The following is a 17,914-nucleotide window of genomic DNA, read 5'->3' on the forward strand; positions in this document are numbered from 1 at the left end:
CCGAGGCAAAGTAACGGGGGCATGGTATTGATGCTGATTGACCGCTGCTGGCCGTTTTCGGTCACTCTTGGAGGGCGGGAGGCAAAAAGAAACCCGACGCAGGACGCCGGGTTTTTTCATTGGCAAACTTTTACCTATTGCCTCGGCTCCACGTTATCCAACACCCGATTCGCCAGCAACGAACTCAGTTCAATCAACTGCTGAATCCCCTGCGCCACATGACGCCTCGATCCCTCCAGATCAAACGCCAGATCACTCACCATGGCATCAGCCGAAGCCAACGTCTCACTGAGATTGGCGAGCAGGCATTCGTTGTCGAGGCCTTTTACGACGGTGAATAGCTGCCCCGGTTTGGGGTCGTCTTGGGATTTATCCGATTTCGGTAGCAAGTAGTGATCGAGCACCCGTTTGGTGGTTTCGTCTTGCTGCTTGGCTTTGGATTTTGCAGATTGTGGGGTGGGGTCTGCATCTGGGGGATTTGGAGTTGCTTTGAACATTGGTGTGATCCTCGTAAGGGCCGCTCCATTTCGCTACTAAACGGAAGGGTGGCGGCTGTGCGCAAGTTAGTAGACCGGCGAATCACACCAAAACCGGCGCGCCCGAGGGCGCCATGCGCACAGCCACCATCAAGAACAGGCAAGTACCTGACTGATGAGACTTGTACAACCGAGGTGTGAACCGGGCTACTAAACCCGACCACTGATGGGCAGTGGCAGGAAGACAATAGAACCCAGGGACAAGGCGCACAAGCGGGCGGATTCTGGCGTAGTTGTAGGCAAAGGCGCAAGGATGCGTAGCTTGATAGCGGGGTGTAGGTGGGGGCTGTAGGAGGGAGGATTTTTGGGGATTCGGGTGGGGTGTTCGGCTCTGGAACTGGGGCGATTTCATCGCGAGCAGGCTCGCTCCCACAGGGCTCGGTATTCGGCTCGACACAAGTCCCCTGTGGCGGGGGAGCTTGCTCCCGCTGGCCTGTGCAGCAGGCCCCTGTATTTCTTCAGGCAAACCGCATCGTTCGGTTTTGCGTCTGCTGCGCAGCCGAGCGGGATCAAGCTCCCTCGCCACGGGGGCTGACTCAACCGCTTTCCAAATCTTTTATGGCAGCGTGCCATTGGTTATAGATAATCTATCTGCGAATCATTAGCATTGCCTGCATTGGTTTCCCGTTTCCTCGCAGGTACTCACTCCATGCTATTTCCATCTCGCCTTACGTTGCTGGCTGCGTGTTGCTCAGTCAGTTTTCTTGCCCAGGCGGCAGAGCCTATTGAATTGGGAGCGACCGACGTTACTGCCAGTGCGACCAATTCCAACACGCTACCCACGCCCTATGCGGGAGGTCAGGTGGCGAGGGGAGGCCAGATGGGGGTGCTGGGCAATCAGGACAACATGGATGTCCCGTTCGTGATGACCAGTTACACCTCGCAGTTGATTGAAGATCAACAAGCTGAAGACGTGGGTGATGTGCTTCTCAATGATCCGTCGGTGCGCCAAGCCTATGGGTTTGGTAACCAGTCCCAGGTGTTCGTGATTCGGGGCTTGCCGCTTAACAGCGACGACATTTCCTACAATGGGCTGTATGGCGTCTTACCGCGTCAGATTCTGTCGACGGATGCTATCGAGCGTGTCGAGGTGTTCAAAGGCCCCAACGCGTTTATCAACGGTGTCAGTCCGACGGGCTCGGGTCTTGGGGGCGGCGTCAACTTGCAGCCCAAACGCGCAGAGGATGTGCCGACGCGTCGCTATACCCAGGACATCAGCACCGATGGCCGCATTGGCGAGCATTTGGATATCGGGCAGCGATTCGGCGAGGATAACCGCTTTGGTGCCAGGTTGAATCTGAGCCAGCGGGAAGGTGAAACAGCGATCGACAACCAGGATCAGCGCACAAAGTTGTTCGTGGCGGGCTTGGACTATCAAGGGGATAACTTCCGCGTTTCCACCGATTTCGGGTATCAGAAACAGCGTATCAATGGGCTGCGTAATTCCGTGAATATCGGCAACGCCACCCGCATTCCCACGGCTCCGCACGCCAGCCACAATTATGGGCAGGACTGGACTTACTCCGAAACGGAAGACACCTTCGGCATGGTTCGTGGCGATTGGGATCTGAACGAAAACTGGACCGCCTACCTGGCTGGTGGTGTAAAGCACACCCGAGAAACCGGGGTGTACGCCACACCGACACTGGTCGGCAATAACGGCGTAGCGACGATCGGTGGCTCGGAAATTCCTCACAATGAAGACAATACATCGTTCAGTGGCGGGTTGAACGGGCGCTTTAACACGGGCCCTGTTTCCCACCAGGTTGCGATGGGTGGCTCGACGATCTGGACCGAGCAGGAAAACGCCTACACGTTCTATCGTCCCGTTACCGGGAACAGCAATATCTACGACACCCCCAAGCTTCCTGAGCCGACTGCGGTATCCAGCACGGGCGGTGAAATGGGTGATCCCGGGGTGACCGGCAAAACCCGTAACCGCAGCCTGGCGATTTCCGACACGCTGGGCTTGTTCGATGACACATTGCTGGTCACTTATGGTGTCCGTCGTCAGCAGTTGCGTGTCGAAAACTATAAGTACGATGGCACGACTTCAAACGGTGTAGCCAATGCAGCAAACGATGGCAGTCGTAGCGCGCTCTACGATGAAGCCATTACCACGCCTGTTTACGGCATCGTCTACAAGCCTGTGGAAAGCGTGTCGCTCTACGCCAACCGAATCGAAGGCCTTGCAAAAGGACCAGTGGCGTCCGGTACCGGCATCACGAACCTGGGCCAAGCCTTCCCCCCTGGCCGCACAAAACAGTTGGAAGCGGGCATCAAGCTGGACCTGCAAACCTTCGGTGCCAACCTGGGTGTTTTCCGCATCGAGAAACCTTCCGATGGGTACGTCGACAACGCGCAGAGCCTCTATGTGCGTGATGGCGAGCAGGTCAACAAGGGGCTGGAGCTCAGCGTTTTCGGCGAACCCATCGAAGGCCTCCGGTTGATGGCCGGCGGTACCCGCATGACGTCTGAGCTGAAAAAAACCGCTGGCGGTCTCAACGATGGCAATCACGCCATTGGCGTGCCAACGTTTCAACTCAATGCCAGCGTGGATTGGGATGTTCCGGGTATCGAAGGGGCCGCGCTCAGCGCAAGGATGTTGCGCACTGGCGGGCAGTACGCGGATCAGGCTAACAACCTGAGTTTGCCGACCTGGAACCGTTTCGACGCGGGCGCACGTTACAAAATGAAATTCGTGGAGAAAGACCTGACGTTGCGCTTCAACGTGGAAAACATTACCGATAAGAACTACTGGGCGTCGGCAAACGGCGGCTACCTCTCGCAGGGTGACCCGCGGTTGGTGAAGTTCTCGGGGACTATCGATTTCTGAGTAAAAAGGGGATTTGAAAAGGGGAGAGCGTTGGCGAGTGCCCCAAGCTTTGAATGCTAGGCTTGGTCTCTGAGATATCTTGTGGCGTATGGCTGCTTTGGGTGTCTAAACGCCATGGTTGCTTCTGGCCGAGATAGAGCGCCAACCCCCGCCGGGTTTTCCCACGTTTCGTTAGCGAGCCTCCGAGCCCTTGTGTATGCGCATTGTAGTGCTGGCCCTGGTCCTCATGCTGTTCGGCTGCGCTACCGCGTCGGACCCGCCGAGGGGCGAGGGTGGCGATTGGCGGTCCTTCTATGTAGTGAATCATGGCCTGCATACCGGATTGATCATTGCGCGCCCCGATCTACTTCAGGTGCTTCCCGCATTGGCCGAAGCGTTCAGCGACGGCGACTTCGTGGAGTTCGGTTGGGGCGACGAGGATTTTTACCGAGCCCCACAGGCCACCTTGAGCCTTGCCCTGCGAGCCTTGTTCGGGTCGAAGGCAACGGTGCTGCATGCGGTCAAGATTGACGGGGACCCCAGGCGGCGTTTCGCCGCAAGCGAGGTCATCGAAGTGCGGGTGACGGAGGACGGCTACCAACGACTGCTCGCGTTCGTGGCCGGGACCTTCACCCGCTCAGCAACGGGCACCTTGGTGGTGCTCGGACCTGGCCTGTATGGAGAGAGCCGGTTCTACCAGGCCGAGGGTAGCTATTCGCTGTTTTATACCTGCAATACCTGGGTCGCAGAGGCGCTGGCCGCGAGCAGTTGCCCAATGTCGCCTACGGCGGTGATTACGGCGGGGAGCGTCGTGTCGCAGTTACGCCGGGCGACAGCGGTCGGTGCATCCTGCGTTGACTGAAAAAGAGTGAAAAGGGGATAGATTTATTTGCTGGTAATAGATCTGTCCTCTTTTCTCCACTCATCTACGAATCGTTCTCTGAGTGAACTCGGCTGGCCTCCGCCCATATTTCTGGTATTAGCTCCCACATTGCCCGGTTCATATTCCGGACCTTGGGTGAAGGATGTGCAGACGTAAATATCTTCACGTTCATTGATTGCATAAACCTTGCAGCCTTTCCTGCTTGACGGCCTACCAGCACCACCGTTTTTAGTTTGGGCAGTAGCGTCAAGAGGCCTGCAAGCTCCTCTACGCCAGCACGTCTCTCGCCAGCTGTTATCTTGATGGTGCCATTCCATCCGGGTATGACATTCCACAGCACCATTCTCTTGCGGTCGATTTCTGCCTTTTCGGAGAAGGTGAAGAGAGCTTCTGCAGTTGAATCATCGTTGTTACGCGAGATAAAGCCAGAACCCTTTCGTTTCGTTTGAGGGGACGTCATGGGGCCGGGCTTTTCCAGCAAAAAGAGCATGTCCGCATTTATCCCGCCATCCATGGGATCAAAGTCTGGAAATTCCCAGTCAGGATGTTTGGTGCGAAGACTCTCTACATAGGCCGTCAGTGGAGCAATGTGAGGTTCATAGAGCATGCGCCGCCGCATAGCTACAAGTTCCGGGTGCCTGAAATTTCGAGGGACATCGTGATATTCAATCGTCATAAGAAAACTCAATCGTCCAAGAACCAAAACCCGGCGCAAGACGGGTTTTTCCGTTGACTGAAAAGTGACCCGAACGGGGACAGAATTATTTGCTGGAAATAAATCTGACCTTTTTTCTGAGGCGATTCACTTCGCCCCGCTAGCCGGGCTGATTACCTATGCAGTCAGGCAGGTCGGTGCCAATCGTGATCATTTCGACGGAAACTGTAGGGTGGCTGCCGAAGCCCCAAGACACAGGTCCCCCATAGTTCACCAGATCGTAGATCTCACTTTCGCCCATCAGCTGGCCGTTGCGATTATCGTACAAGCGAAAAAAGGCCGGAATCTCCCAGCGAACAAACCACTGTCGCTGCTCTGGCTCATCCGGGGGCGACTGGGGGTGAAAGAGGCCGGGCAGTATCCAAAAAGGCTTGAATTCCTGAACCCGGAAGCAGCCGTTGGGGCTGATTCTGGCGGCGCCGACGGGCTTCGCCAGAGCCTTTTCCCACCACTGTGAAACGGCCCATAGCCCCGCGCAGAACACGAGTGCAATGAGGGCTAATGTTGGGAGCCGGGTTAGTTTATTCATGTTCGCAGACCTGTCGTCGGTAACTCGCATCTGAAGTTGTTCTTCCCAGTCTTAAGTCGCAGTCACTGGGCTAACGCTCAATGCGCTGATCGACTGCCGGGATGGCGGGAAACTGGGAACAGACCACGATTTTGCGCTCACCTGTAATCGGACCGTCTCATAATCGTGGTCTGTCCCCCCGTTTCTTGCCGTTTCTGCGAAAGCGCTGATACACCGTTGACCAGGGGCCGAAGCGCTCGGGCATATCGCGCCAGGCGGCGCCCGAGCAGAGCACCCAAAGAACGCCGTTGAGCATCAAGCGATCATCTGTTCGCGGGTGCCCGCTACGGCGGGGTTCGTTGAAGATATCTGCAACCAAATCCCAGGCTGCGTCGGGGAGTTCGTACCGTTTGGTCATCGTGGGCTCCTGCCTTTGATGGTCGCGGACTGTACTGAATCTCAACGGTTGTGGAATTCAAATTGATTTCGGCTGATTTCGTACAGAGCCTAGCGGCAAAACACTTCATAAGGTGTACTGCGCGCACCATGCGACAGATCCACACATGCTGTGGTGCATACAGCCCCCCTTACACGATAGCGTCTTCTCTTGAGTTTGATGCCGGCCTTCGATTAGATATGAGGCGTAAACGTTGTGACGTGAATAGCACCATAAAACACAGGGGAGTAGCACTAAATGGCAAGGATAGAACCCGTTTTCGGCAGCATCAGCAGCGAAATCGAAAACCCATACCAACCGGGTGACGCCCAACTGATTGACGACGAGGTTGTCACGTTTTCAAAACCCAAGATTCTTGATTTTTCCGGGCGTATTTCTCTGGCGCGCTTCTGGCTGATTCGTGTGCCCTTGGTGCTGGTTCTTCCGTGCATTTTGCTGTCGTTCTTTATGGTGGGGTTGCGCCATCAACTGGTGGTTTTGCTGATAGTCGGTGTCACCGTTGTCGTTCCTGCCATCCTGCTCGACGTGTCTCTACTGGTACGCAGGGCACGAGATCTAGGCTGGAGTCCGATGATATGGGGAATTCTCTTCGTGTTCCCTGTTATCGGCTTTGTGATAACGCTTCCGCTCGTCATGCTGCCGGGGCGTAAAGCGATCAATAAATACGGCCCGCCCAATCCACCTCTCTCGACGTCGGTAAAGCTACTTACCGTGCTGTTGGTGGTGCTGGCGCTTGTAACTTCAACCGTGCTAGTTGCGTATTTTCCCCAATACCATCCACAGGCACTCTACGAGCGGTTCTTTAATGCATTGGTTCAGGCGTAACGTTAGCGTACGCGAAGTCCATGCTTCGCCTCATTGCGCGGCGCCAAGTGCTCAGGTGCCTTTGTAGAGAGCGCTGCGCGCACCACGCGATAGCCCTACGTACGCCGCGGTGATGTCCATTGGGAAAAGAGAACAGATTTATTTCTCTGCTCTAAACGTCCGCTCTTGGCTGTTTGCAGCCTATCGCTAGGAAGGACCGTGGTGGGATATGCGGGAAAAGAAATTTGAGACGAACAAAAACCCGACGGAGAAACTGGGGACAGACCACGATTTTGCGTTCACCTGTAATTGGACCGTCTCATAATCGTGGTCTGTCCCCGTTTCCGCTATGCCCCAGAAGAGTCATACCGTTTGACAAACCGACGCTCGTCGACCGCGTAACCTTGCTGCTGATAAAAAGTGTGAGCCTGTATTCGGTGGTCGCTGCTAGTCACTTCAGCCCGGACGCAAAGTTGCTCTAAAAAAAACGTATCCGCAGCAGAAACCAGCATTGCCCCAACTCCTTGTCCTCGGAAGTCATCATCAATGACAAGGGAGGTAATGCGTCCGAGCCTACCGGGCTGATGAAACAGCTCAAGCACATGCAAACTTATAACACCGATAATATTTTTACCTTCTTGTGCCAGCAGCACGGTATCGCGAGCGCTGAGTTCTAAAGCTTCAAGCTTATCTCGGACTAGCTTTGGCGAGGCTTGGTAGCCTAACTGGTTCAGGAGTTTGGACACCGATTCTGCATCGGTGAGTAAGGCTTTTCGGACTTTCATATTGTTCTCAACTGGATTCGTCTGCCTCCATGGAAAAACCAAAACCTAACGCAACATGTCAGGTTTTTCGTACATTGATGCAAGCTGATCTGCCGCTTTCGCGAGCAGGCTCGCTCCCACAATGGGCGGCGTTAGGCTTGGCATTCGGCTCGACACAAAACCCCGTGTGGGGGCGAGGGCAATCCTCCATTTCCTGACAGCAACCCCCTGTGGCGAGGGAGCTTGCTCCCGCTGGCCTGCGCAGCAGGCCCCTGCATTTCTTCAGGCAAACCGCATCGTCCGGTTTTGCGACTGCTGCGCAGCCGAGCGGGAGCAAGCGCCCTCGCCACGGGGTTGTCTGGGCGGGCGCCATCGCGAGCAAGCCCGCTCCCACAGGGGATCGGGGTGTTGCAGATACTGTATTCCGCAGGGGTCTCGCTTTGGCCTTATTTGCGCTTAAGCATCTCCGGCAACTGCGCCACCAGTTTCTGGTTGTTCAGCGGTGCGCGGATGAACCCGCGTTGGGTGCCATCCGGGCCAATCACGGCGAGGTTGCCGCTGTGATCAACCGTGTAGTTGGGCTTGCTGGTGTCCGCCGGGATGAACGGAATGCTCACCGCATTCGCCAGTTTTTGCAGGTCTTCAACCGATGAAGCGGTCAGCCCTTTGAACTGCGGATCGAAGTAACCCAGGTACTGCTTGAGTTGCTTGGGGGTGTCGCGGTTCGGGTCGACGCTCACCAATACGATCTGCAACTTATCCACAGCCTCGGGCGGCAGTTCGCTCTTGATCTGGCGCAGTTGGGCGAGGGTGGTCGGGCAGATGTCCGGGCAGAAGGTGTAGCCGAAGAACAGCAGGCTCCATTTGTCTTTCAACCCGTCCATCGCCACGGGCTGGCCGTCCTGGTCAGTCATTTTCACGTCCGGCAGGTTGCGGCTCTGGGGCAGCAGGATGATGCCGGCATCGATCAGCGCGGTCGGGTCGCCCTGGCCTTTGCCGGACAGCACCTTATTGATGGTCAGGCCGAGGATCAACGCGATCACGGCCACGAGAATGAAGACGGTTTTCTGGGTTCGAGTCATAGGCTCAACAGTAAGTAGTGATCTACAAGCAGGGCGATGAACAGCAGGAACAAGTACCAGATAGAGTACTTGAAGGTGTTGATCGCCGCGTGCGGCCGACTGCCACGGTACAACACCACGGCCCATTGCAGGAACCTGGCGCCCAATACGAGAGCGCAGACAAGATAGAGCATCCCGCTCATCTGGATCACGAACGGCATCAGGCTCACCGCCAGCAGCACCAGGGTGTACAGCAGGATATGGATCTTAGTGTAGTGCTCGCCGTGGGTCACCGGCAGCATCGGGATGTCGGCCTTGGCGTATTCCTCTTTGCGGTGAATCGCCAGGGCCCAGAAGTGCGGCGGGGTCCAGGCGAAGATGATCAGCACCAGCAGCAGTGGTTCGGCGCTGACATGCCCGGTGGCCGCCACCCAGCCCAGCAGCGGCGGCGCCGCGCCGGCCAGGCCGCCGATGACGATGTTCTGCGGCGTCGCCCGTTTCAGGAAACCGGTGTAGACCACCGCATACCCCAGCAACGAGGCCAGGGTCAGCCAGGCCGTCAGCGGGTTGGTGAACGCCAGCAGCATGGCCTGGCCAGCCACGGCCAGGGCCAGGGCGAAGGTCAGTGCCGCGGCCGGGGAGATGCGCCCTTCAGCCAACGGCCGCTTGTGGGTGCGGGCCATCACCGCGTCGATGCGCCGGTCCACCACATGGTTGACCGCCGCCGCGCCGCCGGCACACAGGGCGATGCCCAGGTTGCCGAACACCAGCACCGTCCACGGCACGCCGGCACGGGTGGCGAGGAACATGCCGACCAGCGAAGTGATCAGCATCAGCACCACCACTTTGGGCTTGGTCAGCTCCAGGTAATCGCGCCAGATCGCCTGGCTGTGGCGTTCACCGGTCAAGGTTGCCATGGCATCTCTCCTTTTATTGTGATGGGGCTGACGCTGTGTTTATGCGGGTTGAACCGCCAGCGCAGCGGGACCTGATGCTTGACCCGGACCAGGCTGGTCCGGGCGTGATAGTTGACCAATACCAGGGTCAGCAACAGCGCGGCGCCCCCGGCGTTGTGGGCGACGGCCACCGGCAACGGCAGATGGAACAGCACGTTGCTGATGCCCAGGGTGATCTGCGCCGCCAGTGCAGTCAGCACCAGCCCGGCCAGCCGGGTCATGCCGACGGTCTTCAATTGCCAGGCCAGCCCCAGCAGCACCACGGCCACCAGCAAGGCGCCGATGCGGTGGGTCAGGTGGATGGCGGTGCGGGCGTCGCTGTCCAGTTGCCCGCCCAGGTAGTTGGGGCCGATGTGCTGGGTCAGATGGAAGCCGTTGGCAAAATCGGCCGGTGGCAGCCATTGGCCGTGGCAGGTGGGGAAGTCGATGCAGGCCACCGCCGCGTAATTGGAACTGACCCAGCCGCCCAGGGCGATCTGGCCGATCACCAGCAACAGCCCGGCCGTGGCCCAGTGTTGCAGGCGCTTGGGCACGGTCAGCGCCGGCAGTACGCCGGACAACCTCAAGGTAAGCAGGAACAGCAGGCTCAAGGTCGCGAACCCGCCCAGCAAATGCCCGGTGACCACCTGTGGCCAGAGCTTGAGGGTCACGGTCCACATGCCGAACGCCGCTTGCGCGAAGACCACGGCCAGCAGGAACAGCGGCAGTTTCAACGGCAGGCCGGGGTGGCGACGGTTCATCCAGGCCCGGGCGGCCAGCACGGTAATCATCAGCCCCAGGGCGCCAGCGAAGTAGCGGTGGACCATTTCGTTCCAGCCCTTGTGGGCTTCCACCGGGGCGTCGGGAAAATGCAGCTCGGCATGGGCCAGTTGGGCTTCGCTCTTGGGCACGCTGATGAACCCGTAGCAACCGGGCCAGTCCGGGCAACCGAGGCCGGCGTGGGTGAGCCGGGTGTAGGCGCCCAGCAGGACGACGATCAATGCCAGCAACGTGGCGAACAGCGCGAGGCGAAATCCAGGTTTGGCCATGTCGATGCCCTCATCCGATGTTCGACAGTTTCAGCAGGTGGCGCAGGTCGTTGAGCAAGTCCTTGCCCTTGACCCGGGCGTCGTAGCGCAGCACCAGGTTGCTGTGGGGATCGATGATCCACAGTTGGGCACCGCCGGAGCCCTGGGCGCCTTTCTGATAGGCCGGCAGGTCCAGCGGATAACGTTGCAGTTGTGGGTATTCGCGTTGCAGTTGAGCGTCGTACTCGGCGTCCAGCGGTTGAGCGATCGCCAGGGCATGGCTGGCGCGGCCGGCTTCGCGGCCCAGGCCGATCTGGACCTGGCGGGCCAGGTACACCAGTTGCCGGCAATCCACCGAGCACTCCTGTGGCGCCGTGACCAGGATCTGCCAGCGCTGTTCATCGGCCTGCACGCCAATCTCGGCGCGGGTCTGGCCGTTGCCGATCAGTTCACCGTGGTAGCTGCGGCTGTCAGGCACCCAGAACTGGAACTTGTACATGCCGGTGGCCAGGATCATCGGGCCGATCACCCCGAGCACGATCAGCAGCAATTGCACGCGGCCCTTGCGACGGTTGGGTGCCACGGGCGCCTCAGACGTGTTGGTTGGATTCATGGTGCTTCCCATGGTGTCTCCCTGCGTTGTGCCATCCGAGATAAAGGAACAGGCCGAACAGTGCCGCCGCCATGGCGAACCACTGCACGGCATAGCCGAGGTGTTTTTCCGGGCCCATGGCCACCACCGGCCAATCGGTCCGGTAGGCGCCAGGGCCGCTTTGTTGGCGCAATTCATAGGCGAAGCCGTTGCGGCCCAGGTCAGCCCAGAGCTTGTCCGGCTCGATGGCGGTGACCAGTCGCGGCCAGGGCGCGCCCGCCGGGTCGGCGTGGAGCTGGAACGTCGCGCCGGGGGCGACATAGACCCAGGCCTGGAGGCTTACGGGTTGTTCCGGCGTGTTGAAGACCGGTGGGGTGCGACGGTCAGGCCAGGGCAGCCAGCCGCGATTGACCAGCAGCCAGAGCCCGGTCCGGTGGTCGAGGAACGGTTGCAGCAACTCGACGCCGACCTTGCCGTCGTGTTGGCGGTTGTCCAGCAGGATGCTGTGCTCGGCGTCGAACTGGCCCTGCAGCGTGACCGGTCGAAACGCCGGGTCGGGGGTATGCGCCAGCTCGGTGCTGTCCATTGGCGGTGCCACGCGGCGCTCGGCGTAAGTGTCCATGAGCACACGCTTCTGTTCGCCCCGGCTCAATTGCCAGAACCCCAGGCACACCATCACCGGCACCAGCACGGCCACCACCAATGACGGCACGATGCCTGGCCGGAAACCTTTCATGGCGCCGTCCGAAAGCCGTCGAACGAGACAGCTATACTCACGTGCATCGCGTCCCCCCGGAGTGTCCCTAATGCTCAAAGCAGCCATCGTCCTGATGCTGATTGCCACGGTTGCCAGCCTGTTCAGCGGTCTGTTTTTTCTGGTCAAGGACGACAGCAGTTCCAATCGCCTGGTCATCGCCCTGGCGATTCGGGTCAGTCTGGCCGCCGCCACCGTCGGCTTGATCGCCTGGGGTTTTTTCAGCGGCCAGTTGGTGTCCCAAGCGCCCTGGTAACGGCTGCCTCAGAGTATGTAGACGAAGAAGAACAAGCCGATCCACACCACATCGACGAAGTGCCAGTACCAGCTCGCAGCCTCGAAGCCGAACTGATGCTCGTTGTCGAAATGCCCGCGCATGATGCGCATCAGCATCACGAACAAAATGATCGTGCCGATGGTGACGTGGGCGCCGTGGAACCCGGTGAGCATGAAGAACGTCGCGCCGTAGATGCCCGAGCCCAACGTCAGGCCCAGCTCTTTATAGGCGTGAATGTATTCCTCGGCCTGGAAGCCCAGGAAGGCGCAACCCAGCAGCACCGTGATCGCCAGCCAGATTTTCAGCGCGCCGCGATGGCCTTTTTTCAGGGCATGGTGGGCGATGGTCACGGTGACGCTGGAACTGACCAGCAGGATGGTGTTGAGCAGCGGCAACCCCCAGGGGCTGATCACATCCTTGGGCGGTGGGAAGAGCTTGGGGTCGGGGTTGTTCAACAACGGCCAGACGTATTCGAAGTTCGGCCAGAGCATTTCCGACAAGCCCTTGCTGCCTTCCCCCGCCAGGCCCGGTGCTGAGATCGTGCGCACATAAAACAGCGCACCGAAGAAGGCGATGAAGAACATCACTTCGGAAAAGATGAACCAGCTCATGCCCCAGCGGAACGAGCGGTCGAGCTGTGCGCTATAGAGCCCGGCGCGGCTTTCCTTGATCACCGCGCCGAACCAGCCGAACAGCATGTAGGCCACCAGCAGGCCGCCGACGAAAAAGATCAGCGGGCCGTGGGAATCCGGGCGCGCCGCCTTCAGGTCGTTGAACCAGGTGGCCAGGCCATACACCGTGACGAACATCCCGACCGTGGCGATGATCGGCCATTTGCTCTGGGCCGGAACGTAATAGTGTTCGTGAGTTGCCATTTATTGTTCTCCTTATCGGGCACGCTATCGGTCAGTGTTTAGAGCCACCGGTGGATGACGAGCGGTGATGTCGAACAGCGTGTAGGACAGCGTCAGATGCTTCACTTCCTTGGGCATGTCCCGGTCAACGATGAAGCGCATGGGCATTTCGATGCGTTCGCCGGGTTGCAGCACTTGCTGGGTAAAACAAAAACATTCGGTCTTGTGGAAATACGCCGCCGCGTTGCTCGGCGAGATGCTCGGCACGGCTTGGGCGCTCATTGGCCGGTCGGTGGGGTTGTGGGCGACGAACACCATCTCGTTGACCGCCCCGGGCTTGACCACCAGCTCATCGCCCTTGGGGTAGAAGTCCCAGACCATGTCCACCGAGTTGGTCGACAGGAACTGCACGCGGACCTGGCGTGACTCATCGACGGTCTGCTCGCCTTCGTACTGCCCGCCGGTCTTGCCGTTGATGCCGAACGCCTTGCACATCACGTCGTAGATCGGCACCAGGGCGAACCCGAAGATGAACATGGCCACCACCACCAGCAGCAGGCGGGTGACCAGTTTCTTCAGCGAGATCGAATCAGCCATGATTTCCAGTCCTTACCCAGAACCCTGTGGGAGCGAGCTTGCTCGCGATAGCGGTGTGTCTGACACACCGAGTCGCCGCTATCGCGAGCAAGCTCGCTCCCACACAAGGCCCCGGTGTCATCTATTTCACTTCCGGCGGCGTGGTGAAGGTGTGATACGGCGCCGGCGATGGCACGCTCCACTCCAGCCCTTCGGCGCCATCCCACGGCTTGGCCGGTGCCGGCTCGCCGCCACGGATGGTCTTGATCACGATGAACAGGAAGAAGATCTGCGTGGTGCCGAACATGAACGCGCCGATGGACGAGACCATGTTGAAGTCGGCGAACTGCAGGTTGTAGTCGGGAATCCGCCGGGGCATGCCCGCCAGGCCGACGAAGTGCATTGGGAAGAACGCCAGGTTCATGCCGATGAACGACAGCCAGAAGTGCAGCTTGCCGAGGGTTTCGTCGTACATGTGGCCGGTCCATTTCGGCAGCCAGTAGTAGGCCGAGGCGAAGATCCCGAAGATCGCGCCGGGCACCAGCACATAGTGGAAGTGGGCGACCACGAAGTAGGTGTCCTGGTACTGGAAGTCCGCCGGGGCGATGGCCAGCATCAGCCCGGAGAACCCACCGATGGAAAACAGGATCACGAACGCCACGGCAAACAGCATCGGTGTCTCGAAGGTCAGCGAGCCTTGCCACATGGTGCTGGCCCAGTTGAACACCTTCACCCCGGTGGGCACGGCGATCAGCAGGGTGGCGTACATGAAGAACAGCTCGCCCACCAGCGGAATGCCGACCACGAACATGTGGTGCGCCCAGACGATGAACGACAGGAACGCAATGGCGGCCGTGGCGTACACCATGGAGGTGTAGCCGAACAACGGCTTGCGCGAGAACGCCGGGATGATCGAGCTGACGGCACCGAAGGCCGGCAGGATCATGATGTACACCTCGGGGTGGCCGAAGAACCAGAACACGTGCTGGAACAGCACCGGGTCACCGCCACCGGCGGCACTGAAGAAGCTGGTACCGAAATGGATGTCCATCAGCATCATCGTCACGCAGCCGGCCAGCACCGGCATCACGGCGATCAGCAGGAACGCGGTGATCAGCCAGGTCCAGACGAACAGCGGCATTTTCATCAACGTCATGCCGGGGGCGCGCAGGTTGAGGATGGTGGCGACCACGTTGATCGCGCCCATGATCGAGCTGATGCCCATCAGGTGGATGGCGAAGATGAAGAACGTCACGCTTTCCGGCGCATAGGTGGTGGACAGCGGCGCATAGAAGGTCCAGCCGAAGTTCGGCCCGCCGCCCGGGGTGAACAGCGTCGACACCAACATCAGGAACGCCGCCGGCAACAGCCAGAAGCTGAAGTTGTTCATGCGCGGCAGGGCCATGTCCGGCGCGCCGATCATCAACGGGATCATCCAGTTGGCAAGGCCGACGAACGCCGGCATCACCGCGCCGAAGACCATCACCAGGCCATGCATGGTGGTCATCTGGTTGAAGAATTCCGGTTGGACGATCTGCAGGCCGGGCTGGAACAACTCGGCGCGGATCACCATGGCGAACGAGCCGCCCAACAGGAACATGGAGAAGGCGAACCACAGGTACAGCGTGCCGATATCCTTGTGGTTGGTGGTCAGTACCCAGCGCATCAGGCCCTTGGCGGGGCCGTGGGCGTGGTCGGCGCCGGCATGACCGTGGTCATCGATCACAGCACTCATGTCCTGTCTCCTTCGAACGAGTGGGCTGGACGGCTCGGGGCGGTGAGCCCCGACCGGTTGCGGGAACAAGCGTCAGGCCGGCTCATTGGCTGTCCGCCTGTTTGAGTTCCAGCACTTCTTTAGGCGTCACCATGTCGCCCTTGTTGTTGCCCCAGGCGTTGCGTTCATAGGTCACGACCGCGGCGATATCGACTTCCGACAACTGTTTGCCGAACGCGGCCATGGAGGTGCCGGGTTTGCCGTGGAAGACAATGTTCAGGTGATCCTTGATCGGCCCGGTGGCGATCTTCGAGCCCTTGAGCGCCGGGAACATCGGCGGCAAGCCCTGGCCTTCGGCCTGGTGACAGGCCACGCAGGTGGTGTGGTAGACCTTGTCACCACGCTCAACGAGTTCTTCGCGCGTCCATTCCTTGCTGGTCAATTCCTTAAGCTGCGCGGCTTCGGCCTTGCGTTCGCCCAGCCACTTCTCATAGTCGGGCTTGCTCTTGACCTCCACCACGATCGGCATGAACCCGTGGTCCTTGCCGCACAGCTCGGCGCATTGGCCGCGGTACAGGCCGGGCTTGTCGACACGGGTCCAGGCTTCGTTGACGAACCCGGGGATCGCATCGCGCTTGACCGCGAAGGCCGGTACCCACCAGGAGTGGATCACGTCGGCGGAGGTCACCAGAAAGCGCACCTTGGCATCGACCGGCAGCACCAGCGGCTTGTCGACCTCCAGCAGGTAATGCTCGCCCTTGGCGCTCTGGTTATGGATCTGTTCGGCGGGGGTCGCCAGGTTGCTGAAGAACTCCACATCCTGGCCCAGGTACTTGTAGTGCCACTTCCATTGATAGCCGGTGACCTGGATGTCGATCTCCGATTCGCTGGAGTCGTACATCTTGATCAGGGTGGCGGTGGCGGGAATCGCCATCAGCACCAGGATCAGGAAGGGCACGATGGTCCAGAGGATTTCGACGCGGGTGTTTTCGTGGAAATGCGCGGCATTCTGGCCGGTTGAACGGCGGTGCATCATCATCGACCAGAACATGGCGCCGAAGACGATGATGCCGATGACCACACAGATCCAGAAAATGGTCATGTGCAGGTCGAACACTGCGTTGCTGATCTGTGTCGCTCCAGGCGCCATATTCACAGTCCAGGCCGCTTGTGCCTGACTGAAAATCGACCACAACAGGAGGCCCATCCATACGTGTGGATGTCGCGTCATTGCGGGTTCCCCTTATCGTTCTTGTTATCCCGTAGGCGTAAAGCCTGCGGCAAGGGATCGGCTATTCAGACTGCTTAATTGACTCGCCGCGCCTTGCTGCACATGCAATCGGGTGTCATCAGCTAACTCCATTCCAAACCGAGTATAGACAGCACCTGCAACCTCGCAACGCGATGGCGTAAATCGTTTGAAACAGCCGGGGCTTGCGCTAGAGCCCACGAATGGAGAAGGATGCGAACTGAGTGATGGCAAACCGATATAACTGTGACGCAGCAAGGATGAGGCGGTTATGAAAAATAGGTCTTAGGAGTGTTTTTGCGCCAGCTAAGTTATGTCTTCCCTATTTCATTGCCTTTGTTTCCTGGAGTTGTCATGAACACCGCCGCATTGCGCGAGCAGATCCAAAAAGCCCAACAACACGAAGCCGAGACCGGCCAATTGACCCGCCAGCTGGAGGCCCAGTTACCGCATCTGCATGCCGCGATCCAATTGCCAGACATCGACGCGAAGGGCGTCATGACCCGTTTTGTCACCGCTTACATCGAGCAAGTACCGGACCTGCTGGACGCCGCCAACGAGGTGGCCCGCGAAGCCGGGATCGAATCGCAGATCAAGCCGGTGCTGAAAATCGCCGAACAGTTTTTTCTTCAGCCACCGAAGTTGATGGAAGGCCACGTTGGCCTGGACAGCCTGCTGGACGAGGCCTACCTGGCCCACCGGCTGGTGGAGGAGGTCAACGATCTGTACATCAAGCACTTCAGCCAGCCGCTGATTCCGCTGGACATGACCGTCGCCAACCTGATCGCTCACCATTTGATCGGCGAGCCGTTCGCCAACCAGTTGGACGAAGCCGTGCATCACGCCGTGGATGAAATGCTCGACGAAGACAGCTTTGCGCTGGAGTCGGTGGAGTCTTACCGCGAGAAAATCGGCAGCCCGGACACGGGCGCGGCCTGGAAGCGCTGGCCTTGCCTGTCGCGCCAACTGGGCGTTGGGCTGGAGCTGGATCAGCCAGCGGCATGATGAGTTGAAATGCAAACCCCTTGTGGGAGCGGGCTTGCTCGCGAAGACGGAGTGTCAGGCAGCATTTAGCTAACTGATCCACCGCTTTCGCGAGCAAGCCCGCTCCCACATTGAATCTGTGGTGTTCATCAATCATGTGCGCGACACCACAACCCCTGTGGGAGCGAGCTTGCTCGCGATTGCATTGGACCAGCAACATCGCAGTTGGCTGATACACCGCTTTCGCGAGCAAGCCCGCTCCCACATTGAATCTGTGGTGTTCATCAATCATGTGCGCGACACCACAACCCCTGTGGGAGCGAGCTTGCTCGCGATTGCATTGGACCAGCAACATCGCAGTTGGCTGATACACCGCTATCGCGAGCAAGCTCGCTCCCACATTGGGTC

Annotated in this window: 18 protein-coding genes and 1 pseudogene; 5 read left to right on the plus strand and 14 right to left on the minus strand. The window is 59.1% G+C overall.

Features of this window, described 5'->3' with window-relative positions; translation table 11 throughout:
* Positions 1–134 precede the first annotated feature (134 nt).
* Positions 135–497, minus strand: coding sequence for a DUF6124 family protein (locus AC515T_RS00405; protein ID WP_496531014.1), 363 nt, complete (start codon positions 495–497; stop codon positions 135–137).
* Between the two features lie 688 nt (positions 498–1,185).
* On the opposite strand from AC515T_RS00405, the gene AC515T_RS00410 reads away from it, so the two are divergent.
* Together AC515T_RS00410 and AC515T_RS00415 are read left to right on the plus strand one after the other, a co-directional pair.
* A complete protein-coding gene (locus AC515T_RS00410) occupies positions 1,186–3,372 on the plus strand; it encodes a TonB-dependent receptor (protein WP_496531015.1) in 2,187 nt (728 codons plus the stop codon).
* A gap of 196 nt (positions 3,373–3,568) precedes the next feature.
* The gene (locus AC515T_RS00415) at positions 3,569–4,213 is read left to right on the plus strand and encodes a DUF2459 domain-containing protein (protein ID WP_496531016.1); all 645 of its coding nucleotides are present in this window, start codon (positions 3,569–3,571) and stop codon (positions 4,211–4,213) included.
* A 64-nt stretch (positions 4,214–4,277) separates the two neighbouring features.
* On the opposite strand, the gene AC515T_RS00420 is transcribed toward AC515T_RS00415, so the two are convergent.
* From AC515T_RS00420 to AC515T_RS00430, 3 genes and pseudogenes are all read right to left on the minus strand, one after another.
* Positions 4,278–4,910 carry a uracil-DNA glycosylase gene (locus AC515T_RS00420; RefSeq protein ID WP_496531017.1) on the minus strand — a complete coding sequence of 211 codons (633 nt, stop codon included), beginning with the start codon at positions 4,908–4,910 and terminating at the stop codon, positions 4,278–4,280.
* A gap of 139 nt (positions 4,911–5,049) precedes the next feature.
* Entirely contained in the window at positions 5,050–5,478 is a 429-nt protein-coding gene (locus AC515T_RS00425) for a hypothetical protein (RefSeq protein ID WP_496531018.1), read from the minus strand.
* 196 nt (positions 5,479–5,674) lie between these two features.
* Positions 5,675–5,875: pseudogene (locus tag AC515T_RS00430) on the minus strand (transposase); the annotation flags it as partial.
* A gap of 276 nt (positions 5,876–6,151) precedes the next feature.
* Here AC515T_RS00430 and AC515T_RS00435 point away from each other — a divergent pair.
* Positions 6,152–6,739: a DUF805 domain-containing protein gene (locus tag AC515T_RS00435; protein WP_496531019.1), complete on the plus strand. Its 588-nt coding sequence runs from the start codon at positions 6,152–6,154 to the stop codon at positions 6,737–6,739.
* A 326-nt stretch (positions 6,740–7,065) separates the two neighbouring features.
* On the opposite strand, the gene AC515T_RS00440 is transcribed toward AC515T_RS00435, so the two are convergent.
* The 6 genes from AC515T_RS00440 to AC515T_RS00465 form a co-directional block, all read right to left on the minus strand.
* Positions 7,066–7,503 (minus strand): GNAT family N-acetyltransferase, encoded by a 438-nt coding sequence (locus tag AC515T_RS00440; protein ID WP_496531020.1) that lies wholly within the window; start codon positions 7,501–7,503, stop codon positions 7,066–7,068.
* A 425-nt stretch (positions 7,504–7,928) separates the two neighbouring features.
* Positions 7,929–8,564, minus strand: coding sequence for an SCO family protein (locus tag AC515T_RS00445; RefSeq protein ID WP_109752904.1), 636 nt, complete (start codon positions 8,562–8,564; stop codon positions 7,929–7,931).
* Positions 8,561–9,460 (minus strand): heme o synthase, encoded by a 900-nt coding sequence (gene cyoE / locus AC515T_RS00450; protein ID WP_496531021.1) that lies wholly within the window; start codon positions 9,458–9,460, stop codon positions 8,561–8,563. Before cyoE ends, AC515T_RS00445 begins: the two co-directional genes overlap by 4 nt.
* A complete protein-coding gene (locus AC515T_RS00455) occupies positions 9,448–10,527 on the minus strand; it encodes a COX15/CtaA family protein (RefSeq protein ID WP_496531022.1) in 1,080 nt (359 codons plus the stop codon). The genes cyoE and AC515T_RS00455 overlap by 13 nt, the downstream gene beginning before the upstream one ends.
* 10 nt (positions 10,528–10,537) lie before the next feature.
* Positions 10,538–11,131: a PA_0111/PP_0108 family redox-active disulfide protein gene (locus tag AC515T_RS00460; RefSeq protein WP_207963478.1), complete on the minus strand. Its 594-nt coding sequence runs from the start codon at positions 11,129–11,131 to the stop codon at positions 10,538–10,540.
* Positions 11,097–11,834 (minus strand): SURF1 family protein, encoded by a 738-nt coding sequence (locus tag AC515T_RS00465; protein WP_496531023.1) that lies wholly within the window; start codon positions 11,832–11,834, stop codon positions 11,097–11,099. Before AC515T_RS00465 ends, AC515T_RS00460 begins: the two co-directional genes overlap by 35 nt.
* Before the next feature lie 70 nt (positions 11,835–11,904).
* Here AC515T_RS00465 and AC515T_RS00470 point away from each other — a divergent pair, with 70 nt between their 5' ends.
* Entirely contained in the window at positions 11,905–12,108 is a 204-nt protein-coding gene (locus AC515T_RS00470) for a twin transmembrane helix small protein (RefSeq protein WP_122567766.1), read from the plus strand.
* A gap of 8 nt (positions 12,109–12,116) precedes the next feature.
* On the opposite strand, the gene AC515T_RS00475 is transcribed toward AC515T_RS00470, so the two are convergent.
* The 4 genes from AC515T_RS00475 to coxB form a co-directional block, all read right to left on the minus strand.
* Positions 12,117–13,004, minus strand: a complete 888-nt coding sequence (locus tag AC515T_RS00475) for a cytochrome c oxidase subunit 3 (protein ID WP_072411165.1) — start codon at positions 13,002–13,004, stop codon at positions 12,117–12,119.
* 24 nt (positions 13,005–13,028) lie between these two features.
* Entirely contained in the window at positions 13,029–13,580 is a 552-nt protein-coding gene (locus AC515T_RS00480) for a cytochrome c oxidase assembly protein (RefSeq protein WP_496531024.1), read from the minus strand.
* A gap of 121 nt (positions 13,581–13,701) precedes the next feature.
* Positions 13,702–15,294: a cytochrome c oxidase subunit I gene (ctaD, locus tag AC515T_RS00485; protein ID WP_092167716.1), complete on the minus strand. Its 1,593-nt coding sequence runs from the start codon at positions 15,292–15,294 to the stop codon at positions 13,702–13,704.
* 82 nt (positions 15,295–15,376) lie between these two features.
* Complete coding sequence (gene coxB / locus AC515T_RS00490; RefSeq protein ID WP_496531025.1) at positions 15,377–16,504, minus strand: cytochrome c oxidase subunit II; 1,128 nt, start codon at positions 16,502–16,504, stop codon at positions 15,377–15,379.
* A 372-nt stretch (positions 16,505–16,876) separates the two neighbouring features.
* Between coxB and AC515T_RS00495 the strand changes: the two genes are divergently transcribed.
* Positions 16,877–17,527: a hypothetical protein gene (locus AC515T_RS00495; RefSeq protein WP_122567770.1), complete on the plus strand. Its 651-nt coding sequence runs from the start codon at positions 16,877–16,879 to the stop codon at positions 17,525–17,527.
* Positions 17,528–17,914 lie beyond the last annotated feature (387 nt).

This window comes from Pseudomonas sp. FSO-7, assembly GCF_059579345.1.